General features: G+C 47.2%; 20 protein-coding genes. 13 read left to right on the forward strand and 7 right to left on the reverse strand.

The window, feature by feature from the left end:
• Window positions 1-34 precede the first annotated feature (34 nt).
• On the reverse strand, window positions 35-1,165 hold the full coding sequence (cas6, locus tag QUB44_RS11595) for a CRISPR-associated endoribonuclease Cas6 (RefSeq protein WP_333367029.1): 1,131 nt from the start codon (window positions 1,163-1,165) through the stop codon (window positions 35-37).
• Between the two features lie 300 nt (window positions 1,166-1,465).
• On the opposite strand from cas6, the gene QUB44_RS11600 reads away from it, so the two are divergent.
• From QUB44_RS11600 to QUB44_RS11620, 5 genes are all read left to right on the forward strand, one after another.
• The gene (locus tag QUB44_RS11600; protein WP_333129403.1) at window positions 1,466-1,840 is read left to right on the forward strand and encodes a ferredoxin-thioredoxin reductase catalytic domain-containing protein; all 375 of its coding nucleotides are present in this window, start codon (window positions 1,466-1,468) and stop codon (window positions 1,838-1,840) included.
• A gap of 146 nt (window positions 1,841-1,986) precedes the next feature.
• Window positions 1,987-2,394, forward strand: coding sequence for a DUF309 domain-containing protein (locus tag QUB44_RS11605; protein WP_333367032.1), 408 nt, complete (start codon window positions 1,987-1,989; stop codon window positions 2,392-2,394).
• A 316-nt stretch (window positions 2,395-2,710) separates the two neighbouring features.
• A complete protein-coding gene (locus tag QUB44_RS11610) occupies window positions 2,711-3,181 on the forward strand; it encodes an LptA/OstA family protein (RefSeq protein ID WP_333157985.1) in 471 nt (156 codons plus the stop codon).
• A gap of 173 nt (window positions 3,182-3,354) precedes the next feature.
• Window positions 3,355-4,083 carry an LPS export ABC transporter ATP-binding protein gene (lptB, locus tag QUB44_RS11615; protein ID WP_333146003.1) on the forward strand — a complete coding sequence of 243 codons (729 nt, stop codon included), beginning with the start codon at window positions 3,355-3,357 and terminating at the stop codon, window positions 4,081-4,083.
• Window positions 4,084-4,164: 81 nt separating this feature from the next.
• The gene (locus QUB44_RS11620) at window positions 4,165-5,331 is read left to right on the forward strand and encodes an LptF/LptG family permease (protein WP_333367035.1); all 1,167 of its coding nucleotides are present in this window, start codon (window positions 4,165-4,167) and stop codon (window positions 5,329-5,331) included.
• A 189-nt stretch (window positions 5,332-5,520) separates the two neighbouring features.
• Here QUB44_RS11620 and QUB44_RS11625 read toward each other — a convergent pair whose 3' ends face one another.
• On the reverse strand, window positions 5,521-6,891 hold the full coding sequence (locus QUB44_RS11625) for a hypothetical protein (RefSeq protein WP_333367038.1): 1,371 nt from the start codon (window positions 6,889-6,891) through the stop codon (window positions 5,521-5,523).
• Between the two features lie 462 nt (window positions 6,892-7,353).
• Between QUB44_RS11625 and pgl the strand changes: the two genes are divergently transcribed.
• The 6 genes from pgl (at window position 7,354) to QUB44_RS11655 (ending at window position 11,963) form a co-directional block, all read left to right on the forward strand.
• Window positions 7,354-8,073 carry a 6-phosphogluconolactonase gene (gene pgl / locus QUB44_RS11630; protein WP_333367041.1) on the forward strand — a complete coding sequence of 240 codons (720 nt, stop codon included), beginning with the start codon at window positions 7,354-7,356 and terminating at the stop codon, window positions 8,071-8,073.
• A gap of 552 nt (window positions 8,074-8,625) precedes the next feature.
• Window positions 8,626-9,417: an FHA domain-containing protein gene (locus tag QUB44_RS11635; RefSeq protein ID WP_333104120.1), complete on the forward strand. Its 792-nt coding sequence runs from the start codon at window positions 8,626-8,628 to the stop codon at window positions 9,415-9,417.
• 97 nt (window positions 9,418-9,514) lie between these two features.
• Window positions 9,515-9,991, forward strand: a complete 477-nt coding sequence (locus QUB44_RS11640; RefSeq protein ID WP_333093871.1) for an FHA domain-containing protein — start codon at window positions 9,515-9,517, stop codon at window positions 9,989-9,991.
• 55 nt (window positions 9,992-10,046) lie between these two features.
• Window positions 10,047-10,784 (forward strand): PRC-barrel domain-containing protein, encoded by a 738-nt coding sequence (locus QUB44_RS11645; protein WP_333367044.1) that lies wholly within the window; start codon window positions 10,047-10,049, stop codon window positions 10,782-10,784.
• A 259-nt stretch (window positions 10,785-11,043) separates the two neighbouring features.
• Entirely contained in the window at window positions 11,044-11,514 is a 471-nt protein-coding gene (locus tag QUB44_RS11650) for a hypothetical protein (RefSeq protein ID WP_333367047.1), read from the forward strand.
• A complete protein-coding gene (locus QUB44_RS11655; protein ID WP_333157992.1) occupies window positions 11,511-11,963 on the forward strand; it encodes an FHA domain-containing protein in 453 nt (150 codons plus the stop codon). The genes QUB44_RS11650 and QUB44_RS11655 overlap by 4 nt, the downstream gene beginning before the upstream one ends.
• A gap of 145 nt (window positions 11,964-12,108) precedes the next feature.
• Here the strand turns inward: QUB44_RS11655 and QUB44_RS11660 are convergent, their stop codons facing one another.
• On the reverse strand, window positions 12,109-12,687 hold the full coding sequence (locus QUB44_RS11660) for a DUF1997 domain-containing protein (RefSeq protein WP_333367051.1): 579 nt from the start codon (window positions 12,685-12,687) through the stop codon (window positions 12,109-12,111).
• A 196-nt stretch (window positions 12,688-12,883) separates the two neighbouring features.
• On the opposite strand from QUB44_RS11660, the gene pheA reads away from it, so the two are divergent.
• Together pheA and QUB44_RS11670 are read left to right on the forward strand one after the other, a co-directional pair.
• The gene (pheA, locus tag QUB44_RS11665) at window positions 12,884-13,810 is read left to right on the forward strand and encodes a prephenate dehydratase (RefSeq protein WP_333157995.1); all 927 of its coding nucleotides are present in this window, start codon (window positions 12,884-12,886) and stop codon (window positions 13,808-13,810) included.
• Window positions 13,811-13,844: 34 nt separating this feature from the next.
• Window positions 13,845-14,486, forward strand: a complete 642-nt coding sequence (locus QUB44_RS11670) for a pentapeptide repeat-containing protein (RefSeq protein WP_333367053.1) — start codon at window positions 13,845-13,847, stop codon at window positions 14,484-14,486.
• A 33-nt stretch (window positions 14,487-14,519) separates the two neighbouring features.
• Here QUB44_RS11670 and QUB44_RS11675 read toward each other — a convergent pair whose 3' ends face one another.
• From QUB44_RS11675 to tuf, 4 genes are all read right to left on the reverse strand, one after another.
• Window positions 14,520-15,458: a PspA/IM30 family protein gene (locus QUB44_RS11675; RefSeq protein ID WP_333367057.1), complete on the reverse strand. Its 939-nt coding sequence runs from the start codon at window positions 15,456-15,458 to the stop codon at window positions 14,520-14,522.
• A 208-nt stretch (window positions 15,459-15,666) separates the two neighbouring features.
• A complete protein-coding gene (locus tag QUB44_RS11680) occupies window positions 15,667-16,308 on the reverse strand; it encodes an LON peptidase substrate-binding domain-containing protein (RefSeq protein ID WP_332977659.1) in 642 nt (213 codons plus the stop codon).
• Window positions 16,309-16,716: 408 nt separating this feature from the next.
• The gene (gene rpsJ, locus QUB44_RS11685) at window positions 16,717-17,034 is read right to left on the reverse strand and encodes a 30S ribosomal protein S10 (protein ID WP_006632193.1); all 318 of its coding nucleotides are present in this window, start codon (window positions 17,032-17,034) and stop codon (window positions 16,717-16,719) included.
• A 210-nt stretch (window positions 17,035-17,244) separates the two neighbouring features.
• Window positions 17,245-18,474 carry an elongation factor Tu gene (gene tuf / locus QUB44_RS11690; protein WP_242724596.1) on the reverse strand — a complete coding sequence of 410 codons (1,230 nt, stop codon included), beginning with the start codon at window positions 18,472-18,474 and terminating at the stop codon, window positions 17,245-17,247.
• Window positions 18,475-18,529 lie beyond the last annotated feature (55 nt).

Consider the following 18,529-nt stretch of genomic DNA (forward strand, 5'->3'; position numbering starts at 1 on the left):
CAACAGTCAACAGTCAACAGTCAACAAATTCGTGCTAATCCTCCACTTTCAAAGCCCTTCTTGCCAACTTCACGTAAGTTTTCACAGTTTCATAAGGCATTTCCAAATCACCAGCAATATCAAACAAAGATTCCCCCAATTCCCGGCGCGCCAAAATCGTCGCCCAAGTTTCAGCAATCTCAGCAGCGCGACTTCCGCCTGTACGCTTTCTCAGTGCCATAAACTTCTGTGTCAATTCATCTATTCGCGCCGCCAATACGCTTTGTATCGATACTTCAGGTAGCGCTTCTGTCAACCATTGTGCTCGCGTTTGTCCCAATCCAAAAGTTGTTTTGTGGCCAGTGCCGCAATAAGGGGCTAAGCGCCCCAAAGCATAAAATAATTGTACAAAATCAGGGCGATTGTGAGCCGATCGCCCTAGCCCAAATTCCACAGCCCCAGTGAATCCCGTTACCATGCCTTTTTTGCCCGCCGCTACCTTTTGCGACTCCAATTTGTGGCGGCTAATAATTGCATTTTCATCAATCCAATTCAAAAATTCTGCTTGGTCAAAATTTACCCCCGAAAAGTTATTCCAGCGGCGCAAATAGCTGTGAAAAACATTTTCGGGAACTGGCAAAGGGAAGTGATGCCCTTTGCTACGAAAGCTTGTAGGAGTCACAAAACTAAGTTTGATGGTGGGCGAAAATGGGAGTTCTGCTGTTAATAATTGCTGGTAAGTTGTGGGTTCAAGAGCAATATCCCAAGAGCGAATTAGTAGGGGAGAATTTCGCAAATCTATCTGTTCGGGCAAATTTTGCAGCCACTGACTCAGCCACTGCACTACTGGCTTTGAAAATCCTGTTACGTACCAGCGATAAATTCGATCGCCCAAAAGCTGAAATTCTTTGCCACCGGGAAGCAAATCACCTTCCAATCCCGAAATAGTAAAGGCTTTTTCGGACTGTTCATCGTGCAAAAGTTGCGATAAATCCGGGTCAGTTTGGTGTACTTGACCTAAAAACCAAGCGTGCAAACCTATAGCATACTGCGCGTACAGATAGCTAGCAGCGCCGGGAGTCAATTCAAACACTAATCCGACTAACTCGGTGTCATCCGGCCAAATCAGCCCAGACGGAAGAGATTTTCGATCGCCGGTGCCGGTGCGCTTCGGGGAAGTTGCCATCAGATGCCACTAACAGGGACAGGGCTGTGCTATCTTATCAGATTTTTATCCCCTTTGGGGGATAATTGTTGAGGGTCCTCAATCGCCCAAATCTTTTGGCTGCTTCAAAAACCGGGTCTGCAGCCAGTTTCCCGCACCCTCCGCGATAGACAAAAACCAGTAAAAAACCAACAACCTAAAACTCAATCTTTGTCAAGGTTTTCCTCCTTGTAAGTAAACAGAAACATACAAGTGTTTAAAACCACATTCTGCGCTACAATTGTTAAAAGCTCGTAGCATCCTCAACTCCGATCCTAAACTATGAACACAACAGAGAACACAACAGAAAAATCTAAACTCTCCAACGAAAAAACTTTGGAGGCGATGAAGAATTTCTCCGAAACCTACGCCAAGCGAACGGGAACTTACTTTTGTTCGGAGCCTTCCGTCACTGCTGTGGTGATAGAAGGACTAGCCAAACACAAGGATGAACTAGGTGCTCCCTTATGTCCTTGTCGGCATTACGAAGATAAAGAAGCCGAAGTAAAAGCCGCCTACTGGAACTGTCCCTGCATTCCCATGCGCGAGCGCAAAGAGTGTCACTGTATGTTATTTCTGACGCCAGATAACGATTTCGCTGGAACTAATCAGGAAATAGGAATGGATCAGATTCAAGCTGTCAGAGATACTATGTAATCGGTTAAGCAGGCGGTCGTGAAAGGGCAGTAGTTTTGAAAACAGGTCGTTATTTTTCCTATTTTTAAGGCTTAGCTATTTAAAAAAATCGATCGCCGCCTACTCAAACACACATCCGCCATCGAAAATCCCCAATCTCCAATCGAATGACAGAGGAAATCCCGCTCGAATTTTGGCAAGGTATCGAACAGTTTAACAGCCAAGAATTTTACGCTTGTCACGATACTTTAGAGGCTTTGTGGATGGAAGCCAGTGAGCCGGAAAAAAGGTTTTATCAGGGAATATTGCAAATTGCGGTCGCGCTTTATCACTTAGGAAATCAAAACTGGCGTGGTGCAGTAATCTTGCTGGGAGAAGGAATAAATCGGCTGAGTTATTATCAGCCGATTTATGCCGGAATTGCTGTTGAAGACTTGCTCGGACAAAGTGCTAAACTTTTGAGCGCTTTGCAACAAGCTGGCCCGGAGGAAGTAGCTAAATTTCAACAGTTGTTCGCAGGTACAGAAGTTGCAGGCTTGCAATTGCCGCGAATTATCAAAGTACCGAAAAGTTAAATAAAGGTTAAATAAATGTTTGTATTAGGGTGTGCAGTAGACTTTGCCTCTACACAGAGGAGGGCTGGCTTTGTTGCCCGCTGCACAAGTAGATTGATTTGCTGTGTAACGAGCATCTTGCCCGTTCCCCGTTAAGACAGTTGCAGCCACTCAGCAAAATAGCCAATTAAATTCGCTGTTGTCTTGCTAGGATAATTGGTTGAGACTATCGGGTCAATCGATCGACCTCACGGGAATCCTTCTGGCCGTTAAGATAAAATACCTAACTGGAGATAATGCCCTTCAGTAATTTCACAAATATTGAGGCTCCAAGCTTATGATGCCCTCCGCTAAACTACTCAATTCCAGAATATTCAAAGGATTATCGCTGCTGTTGCCCCTGACTCTGGCAGGCGCGATCGCCTCTCCCACCTATTCGCAAGCCGACGCGCCGCGTACCCTCAGCGTGCGATCGGACATTCAAGAAGCCGACTCCAAAACCGGCATCGTGACAGCCCGCGGCAACGTCCAAATCAACTATCCAGCCCGCCAAATACAAGCAACCGCAGCTCAAGCTCAATACTTCAGCCGCGAGCGCCGGATCATTCTCAGCGGAGATGTTTACGTATTGCAGCAGGGCAACAGCCTGCGCGGCGAGACCATAACATACCTCATCGACGAAGGGCGGTTTATTGCCCTGCCAGACAACCCAGGACAGGTAGAATCTGTTTATTTGGTTGCTCCGGAACAAGATGCGGCAGCCCAAAATGCAGTAGGCTCCCCACGTCCAACTACAGCCCCCCGGTAACAGTGGCTTGCAGCAGCGAAATTTCGCCTCAGCCAAAATATACTACTTGGGATAGATGCGAAATTTCGTCTTTATAAAACTCACCAACTTGAAAAGGTAAAATTTAAATTAGAGACTCGATCGCACAAAGCTGCAGTCTGAAATTTAGCTTGTAGAGGTTGCCGGGAGCGAAAATGAAAATTGTACTCGAAAATATTCACAAATCCTACGGAAAACGCAATGTAGTTAGTCGCGTCAACCTGTCGGTAGCCCAAGGAGAAATCGTAGGATTGCTAGGCCCAAACGGTGCCGGCAAAACCACAACATTTTACATAGCAACCGGATTAGAAAAACCAAATCAAGGCACCGTTTGGCTAAATGATTTAGACATCACTAAATTGGCAATGCACCAGCGAGCGCATTTGGGAATTGGCTATCTCGCTCAAGAAGCAAGCATTTTCCGAAACATGAGCGTGCGCGACAACATTTTGTTAGTCCTAGAACAAACTCAAGTGCCGCGCTGGGAATGGCGCGAGCGAGTCGATTTCCTATTGCAAGAATTTCGCTTAGAAAAAATAGCATCCAGTTTGGGAATTCAAATATCTGGGGGAGAAAGGCGGCGGACTGAACTAGCCAGAGCATTAGCTGCAGGGCGAGACGGGCCCATGTTCCTATTTTTAGACGAACCGTTTGCAGGCGTCGATCCAATCGCCGTAGACGAAATTCAAACCATTATTGCTAAACTGCGCGATCGCCAAATCGGCATCCTCATCACCGATCACAACGTCCGAGAAACCCTCGAAATTACCGATCGAGCCTACATCATGCGAGACGGCCAAATTTTAGCCTCCGGGGCTGAAGAAGAACTCTACAGCAACCCTTTAGTGCGACAGTATTACTTAGGTGACAACTTCGTGCGATAGTCTTTTGAAGGCATTCAGCAAACGGCAGAATTTTAGATTTTAGATTTTAGATTGAGGAGCAATCTGCGAGAAAGCGCCACTATGAAAATAGCAATATCCAATTCTTTGAATCCCATCAACTGGCTGCCGAGAATTTCAGTAATGGACTGGTACATTACCAAAGAACTAATCGGCCCATTTTTATTTGGCGTCGGACTCTTTACATCCGTCGCCGTCACAGTTGGAGCTTTATTTGAATTAGTCCGCAGAGTAGCAGAATCCGGCCTCCCCTACGGCGCAGCCATAGAAATTTTTCTCCTGCAAATTCCTTACTTCGTAGTATTGGCTTTCCCCATGTCAATGCTGCTAGCAACCTTAATGGCCTACAGCCGAATGTCCAGCGACAGCGAACTCATCGCCCTCCGCAGTTGCGGAGTTAGCGTTTACCGATTGATACTGCCTGCAGTGATAATGAGTTTAATTGTTGCCGGCTTCACCTTTGCTTTGCAAGAGTTAGTCGTACCCGCCGCTAGCTACAGAGCTACTGTCACTTTAGACAGAGCCCTGAAGCGAGAAAAACCGATATTTCAAGATAGAAATATTATCTACACAGAATTTCGCAAACCAGAAAAAGGCGGCGACGAAATCCTCGCCCGCTTTTTTTATGCAGAACAATTTGACGGCCAGCAAATGAAAGGTTTAACAATTATCGATCGCTCCACCCCTGGCCTCAATCAAATCGTTTCTTCAGAATCAGCTACTTGGAATCCCTCAGAAAATACCTGGGATTTTTTCAACGGAACCGCTTATATAGTTGCCCCTGATGGCTCTTACCGCAATATAGTTAGGTTTCAACACCAGCAATTGCAACTCCCCCGCACACCCTTAGATTTAGCTGCCAGAGCGCGGGATTTTAAGGAAATGAACATTGCCCAAGCCTTAGAGCGTTTGGATATCCTTAAAAACAGCGGCGACGAACCGCAAATTCGCAAATTAAAGGTGCGAATTCAAGAAAAATATGCTTTTCCTTTCGTGTGCATGGTATTTGGTTTAGTGGGAGCCGCTTTGGGAACTCAACCGCGCCGCTCCGGCCGAGGAACGAGTTTTGGTATTAGCGTAGTTGTGATTTTTACTTACTACGTATTTTCTTTCATCACCAGTTCTATGGGCGTGAAAGCTGTTTTGACTCCGATTCTTTCGGCTTGGCTGCCGATCGTGTTTGGCTTGGGAATCGGGGGATTGTTGTTGGCGCGGGCCGCCGCTAGGTAAGTTTTACCACTAACATTGGGAATGGCGAATTCGGAACTTGTACTGCCATTAGACTGCCTTCGGCTCCCTTCCCTTCGGTTACGCGAACCCTTCAACTAAGCTGAGGAGAACCGAAGTCGAAGGAAATGAATCGCGTAGCCTAAGTATTGGGAATTGATAATATCCTTTTCGTGACCGAACTTCCTTGATTTAAGGATTAGCAAAAGTATTGATTTCGCCGCCACCAATGTAGCGTCCTGGAGCCAGGGAGCGGGGTGTAGCAAAAGTTTGAGGTTGAAAGGGCTGTACGCCCTGATTGGTATTTTGGGGAACAACTCCAAAGTTAGGCTGGTTCGGCGGCAAATTAAGCTGACTCGGTGGAGGTGTTTGAAATTGAGAATTCGCTGAATTGGGAGAGAATTCAGGGCTAATTATCTTGCTTCCCCCGATCGCACTTGGAAAGGGAGATGCACCGACATTTGGAAGTAGAGGTGTTGGCGAAGGTATGGCTACTGGAAGTGCCACAGGTTGAACTTCAGGTGCGAAGCCTGAGCCAGATAAATTAGTTTGGTAGGGATTTTTCGGCAAAGCCACCGTTGCAGCCCCTGCATTAATTTCGGGGAGGCTGGGTACTCTGGAATTTAACCCAGCAAATGATTCAGGGACTTTAGCTGTCGGTTTTAAGAATTCTTGAGATTCCTTGCTCACAGTATTTGTCGGAACCACAATTGGGGGAAGTGCTGTGGGAACATTCACAGGATTTGCTCCACTTTGAGCAGTAGCGGTCGTTGGGAGCAAATTTGTCGCATTTCCTGCAGCCGGATCGGAAGCCGGTCGATCGAGCAATGTAGCCGATTCTGCTGTTTTCTCACCCGAAGCCGCCGTTGCCGAAGTGTTAGCAACGACGTATTTTTTCATAGCTGCTTGCAGCGGACTCAAAGGCAGAGAATTTTCGTTTTGTTTACCGGAATTAGCATCACTCGACGCCTGCGATAAAGTTGCTGTCGCTGTAGCCCCAGACTCAGGCTTGATCGTTTTTATCTCGGAAGTCAGTCTCCCACTGCCAGATAAACTCAACGCTGATGTTGCGTTTGAACTTGGCAAACTGGAATTTTGGGGGTTATTGTTTCCGGCCTCGACAGCAGGATTTGCTAAATTTGGCAAGGGGACCAATCCGCTGCTTCCTACCCGCTTGGAGGCTGAAGATGGCTGAGGATTTTCTAAGTCCCGATCTCGAAGTTCCTCGAATAAACCTTTGCTTTTTACTACTGATGAATTTAACAAGTTCAGTTCAGAAGCAGTAGAGCCCTTAAACTGATTGACTAGCACTGGTGAGCTGTCGATTTCAGCCGCAATGGCAGTATCTTCAGCAGATAGTCCCGATAGCGAAGCTGGAGTGTTTGAGGCTGGTTCTTCTTCGCCATCTATACTCAACCTTTCTGGATTTACAGAGACCTCCCAGATAAATAACCCCCCTGCACAGAGCACGGCTAACGGAGCCCAAACCGCAGGTTGCGTCCAGTGGCGCAACCGCGCTATTAGATAGCGGACTGATGTAGGAAATCGCTTAAAAATTGACATAGTTTTGCTTCCTTCCGAGCGTGCGGATTTAAAACTATTTTTCCTAGTCTACCACATCAATCTTGATTATTTTTGCTATGCCGGGTAAGTGCGATCAAGAGCATCTCGGTTTGGCTTTTACTGTCGGTGTGCGATCGTCAGGCTGGCTATATTTATAGACTTTGCTGTGCGGGACGGATCGGAGTCCCAAAAAACGCTTTTTACTTTCTGCAGAGATGCTCGGAGTACGATCGAACTTTTGATTGAAAGTTGCGAAAGCTCAATGCAACAGGTGAAAATCCATAAAGCACTGGTAGAAATATGTCTTGCTTTCCTTAAATCCAGGGGCATAAGATGATAAAATTTTATGGGATGCTGTACCCGGCCTGCCGGGTCTGTCAGCCGATCGACCTCAAACCAAAATGTCAAGGTAAAATTGGCAATTGGTGAGAACAACACCCAAGTAAAGTTGAGAGGAAATCAATGAAAAAAGTAGTTGAAGTATTAGCAAATCGGGAACAACTAATAGATCGATCGCTGGAGATTGTGCTGTCGAAAATCTCAGAAGCCATAGCCGAACGCGGACTTTGTACGATCGCCGCAGCGGGCGGAAGCACACCAGAACCGCTCTACAGAGCGATAGCAGCCCAAGACCTGCCTTGGGATAAAATTCACGTTTTCTGGGGGGACGAACGCTACGTTCCCGCAGAACACCCAGACAGCAATCAAAAAATGGCGCGCCTCGCGTGGCTCGATCGAGTGAATATCCCCGCCAGCAACATCCACCCCATGCCCACAGGCGCCGGCGACCCCGCAGCCGACGCGGAGGCGCACCAAACCGAATTGCAGCAGTTCTTCAAAGTATCCGAGGGCGAGTTTCCTGCCTTCGACATCATTTTATTGGGCATAGGAGACGACGCCCACACAGCCTCTCTATTTCCCGGCACAGCAGCCTTGGAAGTCCGCGACGCCCTAGTAACTGTCGGCAACAAAGACGGTCAACCCCGCATTACCTTTACAGTCCCCTTAATCAACCGCGCCCGGTGCGTCATATTCATGGTCGCAGGAGCCAGCAAACAACCCGCCCTAGCTCAAATTTTTGCCCCCGCAGCCGACGAAATGACCTATCCAGCCAGACTCGTTCAACCAGAAGGCGAACTTTGGTGGCTGCTCGATGCGGCGGCTGGCGAAACAGTAAAATAGCCGACAGAGCCGCAAGCGTGCCAACACAGTCAGGATTATCACTAACTCAATCTTGCCCATCACAGCTAACGTCACGGCGTCAGCTCAGTTGCTAGTATTAGAAGCAATATAAGAATTGTGGCGGTTAAAGTTAAAATTTGACCATATACACGAGTATTTTTGTCAGGAACCTCAGCCTAAAGGCATGAGGCTTGAAAGAGAAATCTAACAAGCCATTCTGACCAGCCTAAGTCTTAACTGACTACGTTTTGTGAGTCACGACACCCTGGGATACGAAGCTAGTCCCTTGCTCTGTCGCTAGTGGTTAAAAAGTTCTAAGGTCACTGGAACAGTGCTGCTAGCCTAACAAGCTCCCTAAACATTGGCGAAGCTAACTTTACCCCAGAAATGGGAGATTGAGGACAACCATATCCTCACGGGGGGGCAACCATACCCCCTACCCCGCAAGGGGATTCAATTCAATGTAAAGCCGTCCTGTAAGGACGGGGTTTCAGAGCCAACGACTTTTGATGAGGCTGATTTAAAAATCTGGCCGATAGCAAGGAGAAATCGATGATTGTCTGTCCCAATTGCAATCACCAGAACCCCGACGGGGCCAGCCAGTGTGAGGCTTGCTACACGCCTTTACCTGTTACCGCAAGTTGCTCGAACTGCGGTGCAGCAGTTCAGACAGATGCAGCATTTTGCGGTCAGTGTGGCTTTAACTTGCGTCCGGGTTCCATAGTTCCAGAAGTTGAGGTGACAGTACCGTCCCCCTCGCCTGTAGGCCCCACAGTGGTATCGTCACCGGCGCCGGATTTAGTGCCACCCGAACCCCTGATGGCAATGGAACCTCTAGTTACCCTGAATAAGGGGCTCAACTTGGAAAAAACTCCCGCCAGCATTCCGACGATTCCAGATCCCCCGCCTTCGCCCTCGGTTCCTGTTACAACTGAATCGGTGGCAACACCAGTAAATATCTCTCCTCCGGTTCCGGGCCCACAGCCTGCAGGTGTAGCTAAAACTCAACTGCAACAGCAGTCGGCCCGCCTGCTACACGTTCAGACAAATACGCCGATGGAATTGCCTCACAGTCTGTCTGTGGTTCACATAGGCAAGCCAAATGACTTAGTACCGCCGGATATTGATGTTTCGGGATTTGCTAATTCTGAGATAGTTTCTCGGGTACACGCAAATCTCCGGGTGGAGGGAGATGCTTGCTACCTAGAAGATGTAGGCAGTTCCAACGGCACTTACGTCAACAATACTCCGCTACCCAAGGGAAACCGCCACCGGTTGCGACCGGGAGACCGCATCTCTCTGGGCAAAGGAGACCTGGTTACGTTTTTATTTCAAATCTCTTAGAGCGAGTTTGGATTGGGCGATCGAAAGTCTAAAATCTAAAATCGCATCTTGAGGCGCTCTACCAAAACTCAATGCTGCCAATGTGATTAAGCTGACCTTGCTACATCCACTCCAGTCTATACCCGTCCGCAGTTGGATCTTTGAAGACGAGCAGGTCGTGCGGATCGGGCGCTCGACCGAAAACCACGTCGTTCTTTTTAGCGCTGTGGTTTCTCGTCGCCACATCGAATTGCGGCGCAGCGGCATAACTTGGGAACTGATCAATTTAGGTACCAACGGCACTTACCTCGATGGTAAGCCGATCGCTAAGGTTCCCATTGTGGACGGTCTGATCGTTCACTTGGCTCGCTCAGGTCCGAAAATTCAAATCAACGTAGGCCCGAATCAGTCCTCAGTCCAGTTAGGACAAATTAGCGTCAAGCCCAGGGAGGCTAAGGAAATTAACGCTCCCTCGGGCGGCGTGCACATTAGCACGATTCCTGTTCCCGACCAAAAAGAAGTTGGCACTTCCAGGGAAGAGGAGGAGTTAACCGAGGCAGATAATAATCGCCATTATTCGGAAGAAGAATATTAAATCGGCTTCTTTGGACGATCGACATTTTTCAAAGGCGGCACTCAGGAGTTTATTTATGAGTACATCACCACAGATTGTTAGGCGCAGCGAACTGCAGGGCCGCCGCACCATCGACCGCAGAACGGCGGAAGAGGTCGGCAGGGTAGATCGGGTTTGGCTCGATGCTCACTCCCAGCGGGCGATCGGCTTTACTTGCAAGTCGGGACTTTTGGGCAGCAAAAAAACTTGGTTCGCTTGGGCGCAAGTTGATACGGTGGGGGAAAATGTTTTTGTCACCATTAACCCGGAACTGCCGGAATTGTATCAGCCGGAACAAGCTGTTTGTCCGATCGGGCTTGAGGTGCTCACGGACGCTGGAAATCAGGCAGGTGCAGTGGTTGACTACCTATTTGATGCCCGGACGGGTTCAGTCACCCACTACCTATTTAAATCGAGCGGCTGGCGTGGCGTTTTAGACGACATTTACCTGTTACCTGTGGCAGCTATTTCGACCATCGGCAGCAAGCGGGCGATCGTCTCTGAAGCTGCTGTATCGGAGCCAGTGCAGTACGCGGAGGGCCTGCACAAAAAAGTCGGTCTGGTAGCAGAGTTTTTACACGAAGATTTCGACAGAACTCTCAAAAATGTGGCAGGAGTGAAGCGGGGCGCTCAAAGTCTGGCGGAAAAATTCCAAGATAAAGCTCTCGAAGTCAGGGATGTAGCTCAAGAAAAAGTTGCAGAGTTGAAGCGGCAAAGGCAAGAATCTGTCCCGCCAGAGCCGAACCCGGAGCCGCCTGAGTCAGATTTGAGCTGAAGTTTGGCCTTCCTGCTCGCCCTGCGACTAATTTCCGAGCACATTTTGGGGCGGCGCGCGCGAGGAAGGTCGATCGGTATTTTCGCTATCAGAGATTGAGGCGTGGTCGCTCAAAATTCCAGTGCTGCTCAAAGCATTGTATTTTAAAGGTATCGCATCAATAAGGAAAATGTTAGCAACTCAAAATGATCTATGCTGTTTGATACAATCAACAAGTATTTTATCTAGAGACCCCAGGATTAATAATTGGTTAAGTTCTTTGTTTATAAACAGCGAGTCGTTGAGCAGTGACTGTCGCCCGATCGAAAACTCGAATCAGCGGTGCAACCAGCACGGGTCTAAGTTAAATGCTCTGGTTCATCAGCGGGAAAAGGGTGATTTGGCCGATCGAATTGAGCGGCTCACCCATCGGCAGAATCGCTCCGTCACAGACCAAATTAATCAAGCGGTTAAAACCGCTGTCCATCACTGGGAAGTTCACCCGATTAATAACATCGTGTTTGGTTGTTACCGAGAACAGCAAAAATTTGCGCCTGCGCCAAAAGCTAACCCTCAAAAGTTTGTTCAAATTCCTCAAGCAGCCAAAAGTTCGACTTTTAGGGCAGATAGAGGGAATAGTGGCGCACTGACGACGCCTTTAAAAATCAAAGTTTTTGCAGTTTTTTCCCAAAAAATCTCTCTAGAAGTATCCCCGTTTCTGTCTGGCGGTGGAGTGTCAAAACATCCGTGATTACCTTAACTCTGTTACATCCTATCCAATCAGTCCCAGTTCAAAGTTGGTGTTTTGAATCCGAACCGGTGGTTCGGATCGGTCGATCGAACGACAATGATGTAATTATTTACAGCGCTGTAGTTTCCCGCCACCACGTAGAGCTCTGGAATCACGCCCATGGCTGGGAAATTATTAATTTTGGTGCTAACGGCACTTATGTAGATGATAGACCGATCGCTCAGGTGTCAGTCGCAGACGGGATGACTATTCGCTTGGGCAATTCCGGGCCAAAAATCCGGATTAGGGTGGGCGCCACGAATCAACCGGGCAAAATAATCAAGCCACCGCAGCGAGAACTCCGCCAAAAGGACGAAGTTTCAAAAGACAGGTCAACAGCTTGGCCTGGGGGCGTGGGAATAATCGAAGACGATGAACTTGGAGGGCTGACTCAAATCGATCTTGACTGACAGGTAGCTATCTATCTATCCCTGCTTGCTAGTTCCAACAAAGCGACCGATGCCCAATTCGAGCGTCTAACTAATATTGTGGTAAGTAGCCTGATTTGTGCCTACATATCCCTATACACTAATTAACAGGTTCTCTAATAGGATTTCACCCTTCTAAAGATAAGATTGGGGGGAGATCGATCGATATTAGCTCACTTTCGCTGTTTGCCCAGCGGCGGTAATCTAAGAGCAACTGGTGCATCAACCGCTGTTTCACGCTCAGCAGTACGCTCTTAAGCAAAGCATTCCCCGTTGCTTCTAAAATGGGTTTGGGCGTCAGCCAAAACGGCGGCGGTAATTCTACTTGCACTTCCAAATCCGCTTTTCCCTTCAAGTATGCTACCCCGCTGCTTTGGTGTACACAAAGCTTTCCTTTGAGATTGAGAGCAAAGCGATCATTGATATAACCCACGCCGCGAATTTCGCAGGCGACGGACTCCAAATTGATTGTGCCATCCGACTGGGCCCACACCCTCATGTCTACTGTGGGTTGAATGCTCAGCATCATAAATTGTAACGGTCGCATTTTTAGGCGGAAACAGTCATCGTTTAGCTGTTCTGTGCGACTTTGATCGACAAGGGCATTCACCAGTCGCCTCGGTTGGCGCAGATAATGTTGAATGGGAACCCGTTCCTCTGGTACGGCGAGCTCAACTGATTGGGAAGAATTAAAGCGGGTATACATGAGAAAATATCAAAATATAGGATTCCTAAGTATATCTTAATAAAGTATCACCTTTTTTAAGGTGACATACGTCGCGAACCCAGCCATGTCATCCGAGAAATCACTGATAAAAGCTTTCGGGACATCGCTAATTTTTCATCATACTTCGTAGCTGATGAGAGTAAAGCAAACATTTGTAACCTAAAATTGCCTCTAAATGAAAATTTCTATCGCACATCTCGGCCCTCTTGGTACAAATGCAGAAACAGCGGCTCTAGCTTATGTCAATTGGTTGAGCCTGGAAACTAACTTGGAATGCACCCTGTGTCCTTATTCCACCATTTCCCAAGCGCTAGAGGCATCTGCCGTAGGGCAGGTTGACTATTCAGTTGTGCCCGTCGAAAATTCGATCGAAGGCAGCGTGACTGTCACCTTAGATACACTGTGGCGACTCGATCAACTCCGCATTCAACACGCCTTAGTTTTGCCAATTTCCCACGCCCTAGTGTCTAATGCTAAAAATTTTAACGAGATTCACAAAGTTTACTCTCACCCGCAAGCGCTAGCTCAGTGTCAGGTATGGTTGGGGCAGTTTATTCCCTCAGCTCAATTAATTCCGGCAAATTCAACCACGGAAGCATTGCAATATCTGGAAGATACAAATGTAGCAGCGATATCTTCGCCAAGAGCTGCTGAACTTTACCATTTGCCAGTGTTAGCTCAACCCATTAATGATTATCCCGATAATTACACTCGATTTTGGGTACTCAGCAGGAGTTTTGGAGAAATCGCCAACGTAGAACAAGGGGAGGGATCATCCCTTAAATCCATTACACAATCTGCTTCTAAGTTGATCCTCGATGCTTCATCGTCTAATTGCACCCATACCTCACTAGCTTTCAGCGTACCTGCCAATATGCCGGGAGCACTGGTAAAACCTTTGCAAGTATTTGCCAGTCGCGGTATTAATTTAAGTCGGATTGAATCTAGACCGACTAAACGATCGCTCGGAGAATATATTTTCTTTATGGACGTTGAAGCTAACGCCTGTCAAGCATTTGTTCGCTCGGCACTCGAAGAATTAAAAAATCACACAGAAACTTTAAAAATATTTGGTTGCTACAATGTACTGTCAGTAGTATAATTTATTTTTAAGTAAAACTTAGGAGGCTGGTGAGATGAATGCGGATGAACTTCTCAAGCGATACGCAGCCGGAGAAAGAAATTTTCATGAAACCAACTTGAAAGAGGCTTCTTTGCGAGAAGCTTTCCTAATTCATATTAATCTAGCCTGTGCGAATCTCAAGGAAATAAATTTTGCCCTGGCCAACTTAAGGGGGGCAAACTTAATAGGTGCAAAGCTCAAGAATGCCTGTCTGGTGATGACCAACCTAAATGGAGCTAACCTGAGCGGAGCCGATCTAACTTTCGCAAGATTAACAGGAGCTGATTTGATTGAAGCAAACTTAGAAAACGCAAACTTGAGCGACACCAAAATGATTGGTGTTAATTTGAGTGGAGCAAATTTGGAAAAAGCGAACTTGATGGAAGCAAACCTCCTAGATGCTTGCTTGGACAATACAAACCTCGAAGAAGCCAATCTAAGCGAGGCTAAACTGCGGGGTTCGAGTCTGAGAAGAGCTAACTTGAGAAACGCTTTTTTGTGTGAAAGCAACCTTGAGGGCGTAGATTTAAGCGGTGCTGATTTAAGCGGTGCTAATTTGAGCGGGGCATTTTTATGCGGTGCTAATCTGGACGGAGCTAAGTTAGATAAGGCAATTTTAAGTGGAGCAATACATTTTTGCGTCAGACAAGTTTGAGATTACGGAATATATAACCGCAGAATCCGACAACTAAGGACTAAAAAATATACTATTGACTTGGCTGAAAGTGAAGTCTATTTGCTGCTGTACCTTAGCAAAATGAAGCTGCATCTTGAGGATCTCTTTCTTGGAATTAGCTTGAGCAATCTTACTTTCCAAAGCCAGCAAATTGCGGTTAAGATTTTCTACTCGCACAGTTTGGTAGTCTAAGTCAATTTTTAGTTCTGCAGCCTGATCGACTTGAACCTGCTGGCGAACCACGGCGAGGCGGATTGAATTCTTATCCTGTGTCTGAAGAGCTAGCAAAGCTCGCTGCTGCCACTGGTTGGCTTGAGATTCAGCTTGATTGTACAGCCACTGAATCCGCAGTTGGGCGGAAATCGCACTGCCAACAGCCTGACGCAGTTCTTTGAGAGGTTCCTGAATTTCTAAGATTAATAGTTCCCAAAGATTCATCAGTTCGCTGGTAAATTCTTCCCGTTCTACAGAGGCTACCAGTGCTTCTAATAGCAACAAATTTGGTTGCATTTGCTGCGTAATTGTCTCAAATATTAACTGTGCTTCGGACATTTGCCGATCGTAATTTTTTTCTGAGACTGCACCGGATGAGTGCTTTAATATTTTTTCCGTGCTGTCTACCTCAGCTTCTGCATCTGAACTTGAAGCTACAAAGGCCTGTAATTTTTCGCGGGCGATCGAATTCAGCCTTTGTCGAAGCAAATCGCAGGCCGCCCGCTGCACTGGCCCTGTTTCGCTTTGACAAATCTGGATGACTATTTTTAAGCCAGCATCGCCGTAATTCAATGTCTCTCTCAGGGCGGCAATTCGATGTTCGTTGACAGAACTAGACAGCCGATGTTTAACTCCTGCTAGTCCGCCGAGCACTACACCGCCCACAGGAGGTGGCAGTTGACCGCCTCTAACTGCATCGTATGGTTTCGGTTGGTCGTGATTGTCTAACACAAGCATTTACTGCTATAAGGAACCTATCCCAACCTGTTTGAAGTTAAGAATTAAACAGATACCAGTTCCCAACAAGAATGGAACTTTAGGCGCGCGATCCAAACCCTTAGTTCATCAGTCAATCGAAAATCAAAAATCGAAAATCGAATGATCTGTGTGTAATTCTTTCTTCAATGCAGGTCAAACCGATCGTGCTTTTTCCTAGGCCAATTGGCTACTTGAGGGTATCTTTAAGTACAGTCCTGGCTGCCAAGTGATTGCGAGTAGAAGTCAAAATTTCGGTTTCGCGTTCCAATCTCGCAGCAGTATCTTGCAATTCTAAAAGAGTTTGCTGTTCTGTCGCTGCGCCGTAAAGGTAGCTGGCTACCCAGTAGGACAATTCTGTAGGCAAACTGGGAATGTCTTCGGGCAGGTCGATCGGCTGATCCATCAATTTGCTGGAGAGGCGAACTACATCTCTCAGCAGTTGTTCGACATCTTTTCCCAAAGGTCTGAGGTCTTGTTGCGGCGGTTCGTCTTCGATCCATTCTACTAGACCGACTAAATACGGTTTTTCCCGAACGGCGTCGAGCACTCGGAACCGCTGCTGCCCGAGAGTCATAATTTTCATGCGGTCGTCGGGCAGGCGTTGGCAGTGAATCACTTCGGCGCAACAGCCAACGGCAGAGACTTTGTTTTGGTTGGGGTCCCACATGAGTACACCGAAACGCCGATCGCCTTCCAGAATCGTATTCATCATGATTCGATAGCGAAACTCGAAGATTTGCAGCGGCAGCGGTCTACCTGGAAATAGAACCACTTCCGGCAACGGAAATAAGGGGAGTTCGCGAACTGCTACAGAGGAAGAGGATGCCATTGTCGCTCAAAAGTGACGGTACTTGCGCTTATTTTTCTTACTTTAACTGATTAAAGGCAATTCCGGGGCAGGAGCGATCGGGCTTTTTCGGTGGCAACGGAAGCTACAGCTCATTATCACCGGTGCTGGCAGCTTGACAAAGGCGTTATTTCGTCAAAATGTTAAATATACCTTTTTGCTAAACTAAGTGATGCTGAAGGCGATGATAGCGACTGCTAAAGGAGCGTTTTTGTAGTGATCGCGCCTTAATTAAGAATAATTATTTAATATCGTGTCGAAGCAGAAATTATTGCTGATTATTAACTAATAACTAACACCTAATAATTAATTACTAGGGAAATTCATACAAAAAGAAGGAACAATTTATTTAATCTTTGTTCCTTCTTTCCGAGTTTTCGATAAGTCAATCTACAGCTTGACTTCGATATCTACGCCGGCTGGCAAATCCAGTTTCATCAAAGCGTCAATTGTTTTGGCCGATGGCTGGTGAATGTCGATAATCCGGCGGTGCGTGCGGGTTTCAAAGTGTTCGCGAGAATCTTTGTCTACGTGGGGCGATCGCAGCAAGCAATAAATCCGCCGCTTTGTCGGTAGGGGAATCGGGCCGATCGCTGTGGCTGCTGTCCGATTTGCTGTATCTACAATCTTTTCGCAGGATGCGTCTAGAATCCGGCGATCGAAAGCTTTGAGGCGAATGCGAATTTTTTGCTGTTGAATTGTTGCCATTTTTGTTTCTTGAATTTTCTAGGTTCAGTTTATTTTTAGTCATTAGTCATTAGTCATTAGTCAGCAGTCATTTGTTATTTGTTATTGAACATTTAATTCATAACTACTAACAACTGGCCACTAACCTATAACTACTCACTACTCACTAAATAGCAGAAAAGCCTATTGACATTTGGTGGCTTTTCTGCTATTTAGGCTGTTATGCGAGTCCTACTTGAGGATTTTGGAAACAACGCCGGCGCCGACGGTGCGGCCGCCTTCGCGGATAGCGAAACGCATTCCTTGTTCGATCGCGATCGGGTGAATCAACTCCACAGTCATTTTGATCCGGTCACCGGGCATCACCATTTCTGCTTCAGTACCGTCATCAGCGGTGAACTGTGCGATCGTGCCGGTCACGTCAGTGGTACGGACGTAGAATTGAGGGCGATAGCCAGAGAAAAAGGGCGTGTGCCGGCCGCCTTCTTCCTTCTTCAGGATGTACACTTCAGATTCAAACTGAGTGTGAGGCAGGATACTTTTCGGCTTGGCAATCACCATTCCGCGTTCAATATCCGCCTTTAAAATTCCCCGCAGCAGTAGACCAACGTTGTCGCCGGCCAAACCTTCTTCCAGAGACTTGGTGAACATTTCCACACCAGTCACCGTTGTGCTGCGAGTGTCCTTAAGACCTACCAATTCGACTGTTTCGCCGACTTTGATAGTTCCACGTTCGATCCGGCCTGTGGCGACAGTACCCCGACCTGTAATCGAGAATACGTCTTCAACTGCCATCAAGAAAGGCTTGTCAACTTCGCGTTCTGGGGTGGGGATGTAAGCATCTACTTCTTCCATCAGCTTGTAGATTTTGTCAACCCACTCATTTTCGCCCTTGACAGTCTTGGGATTAGCAAGCATCGCTTCGAGAGCTTTCAATCCCGAACCTGTGACGATGGGGATGTCATCGCCCGGAAAATCGTAAGAGCTCAAAAGTTCGCGAACTTCCAGTTCTACCAATTCCAACAGTTCCGCATCATCCACCATGTCTTCTTTGTTCAAGAAGACAACCAAGCTGGGAACGCCAACTTGCTTAGCTAGCAGGATGTGTTCGCGAGTTTGAGGCATGGGGCCGTCTGCCGCTGACACTACTAGGATGCCGCCGTCCATTTGAGCTGCACCGGTGATCATGTTTTTCACATAGTCAGCGTGTCCGGGGCAATCTACGTGGGCATAGTGCCGACCTGTTGTTTCGTACTCAACGTGAGCAGTATTAATCGTAATACCCCGTGCTTTTTCTTCAGGCGCAGCGTCGATGTCAGCGTAGTTCTTAGCCTTTGCTTGACCTAGTGCAGAGAGAGTCATCGTAATCGCGGCGGTCAAAGTTGTTTTGCCGTGGTCAACGTGACCGATCGTGCCGATGTTTACGTGGGGTTTATTCCGTTCAAATTTTGCGCGTGCCATTCTCGATTTGTTCCTTGTTTCTTTTAGCGATTTTAGATTTTAACATTTTAGATTT

It is taken from the genome of Microcoleus sp. AT3-D2 (genome assembly GCF_036705715.1).
In the GTDB taxonomy this organism is placed as follows: domain Bacteria; phylum Cyanobacteriota; class Cyanobacteriia; order Cyanobacteriales; family Microcoleaceae; genus Microcoleus.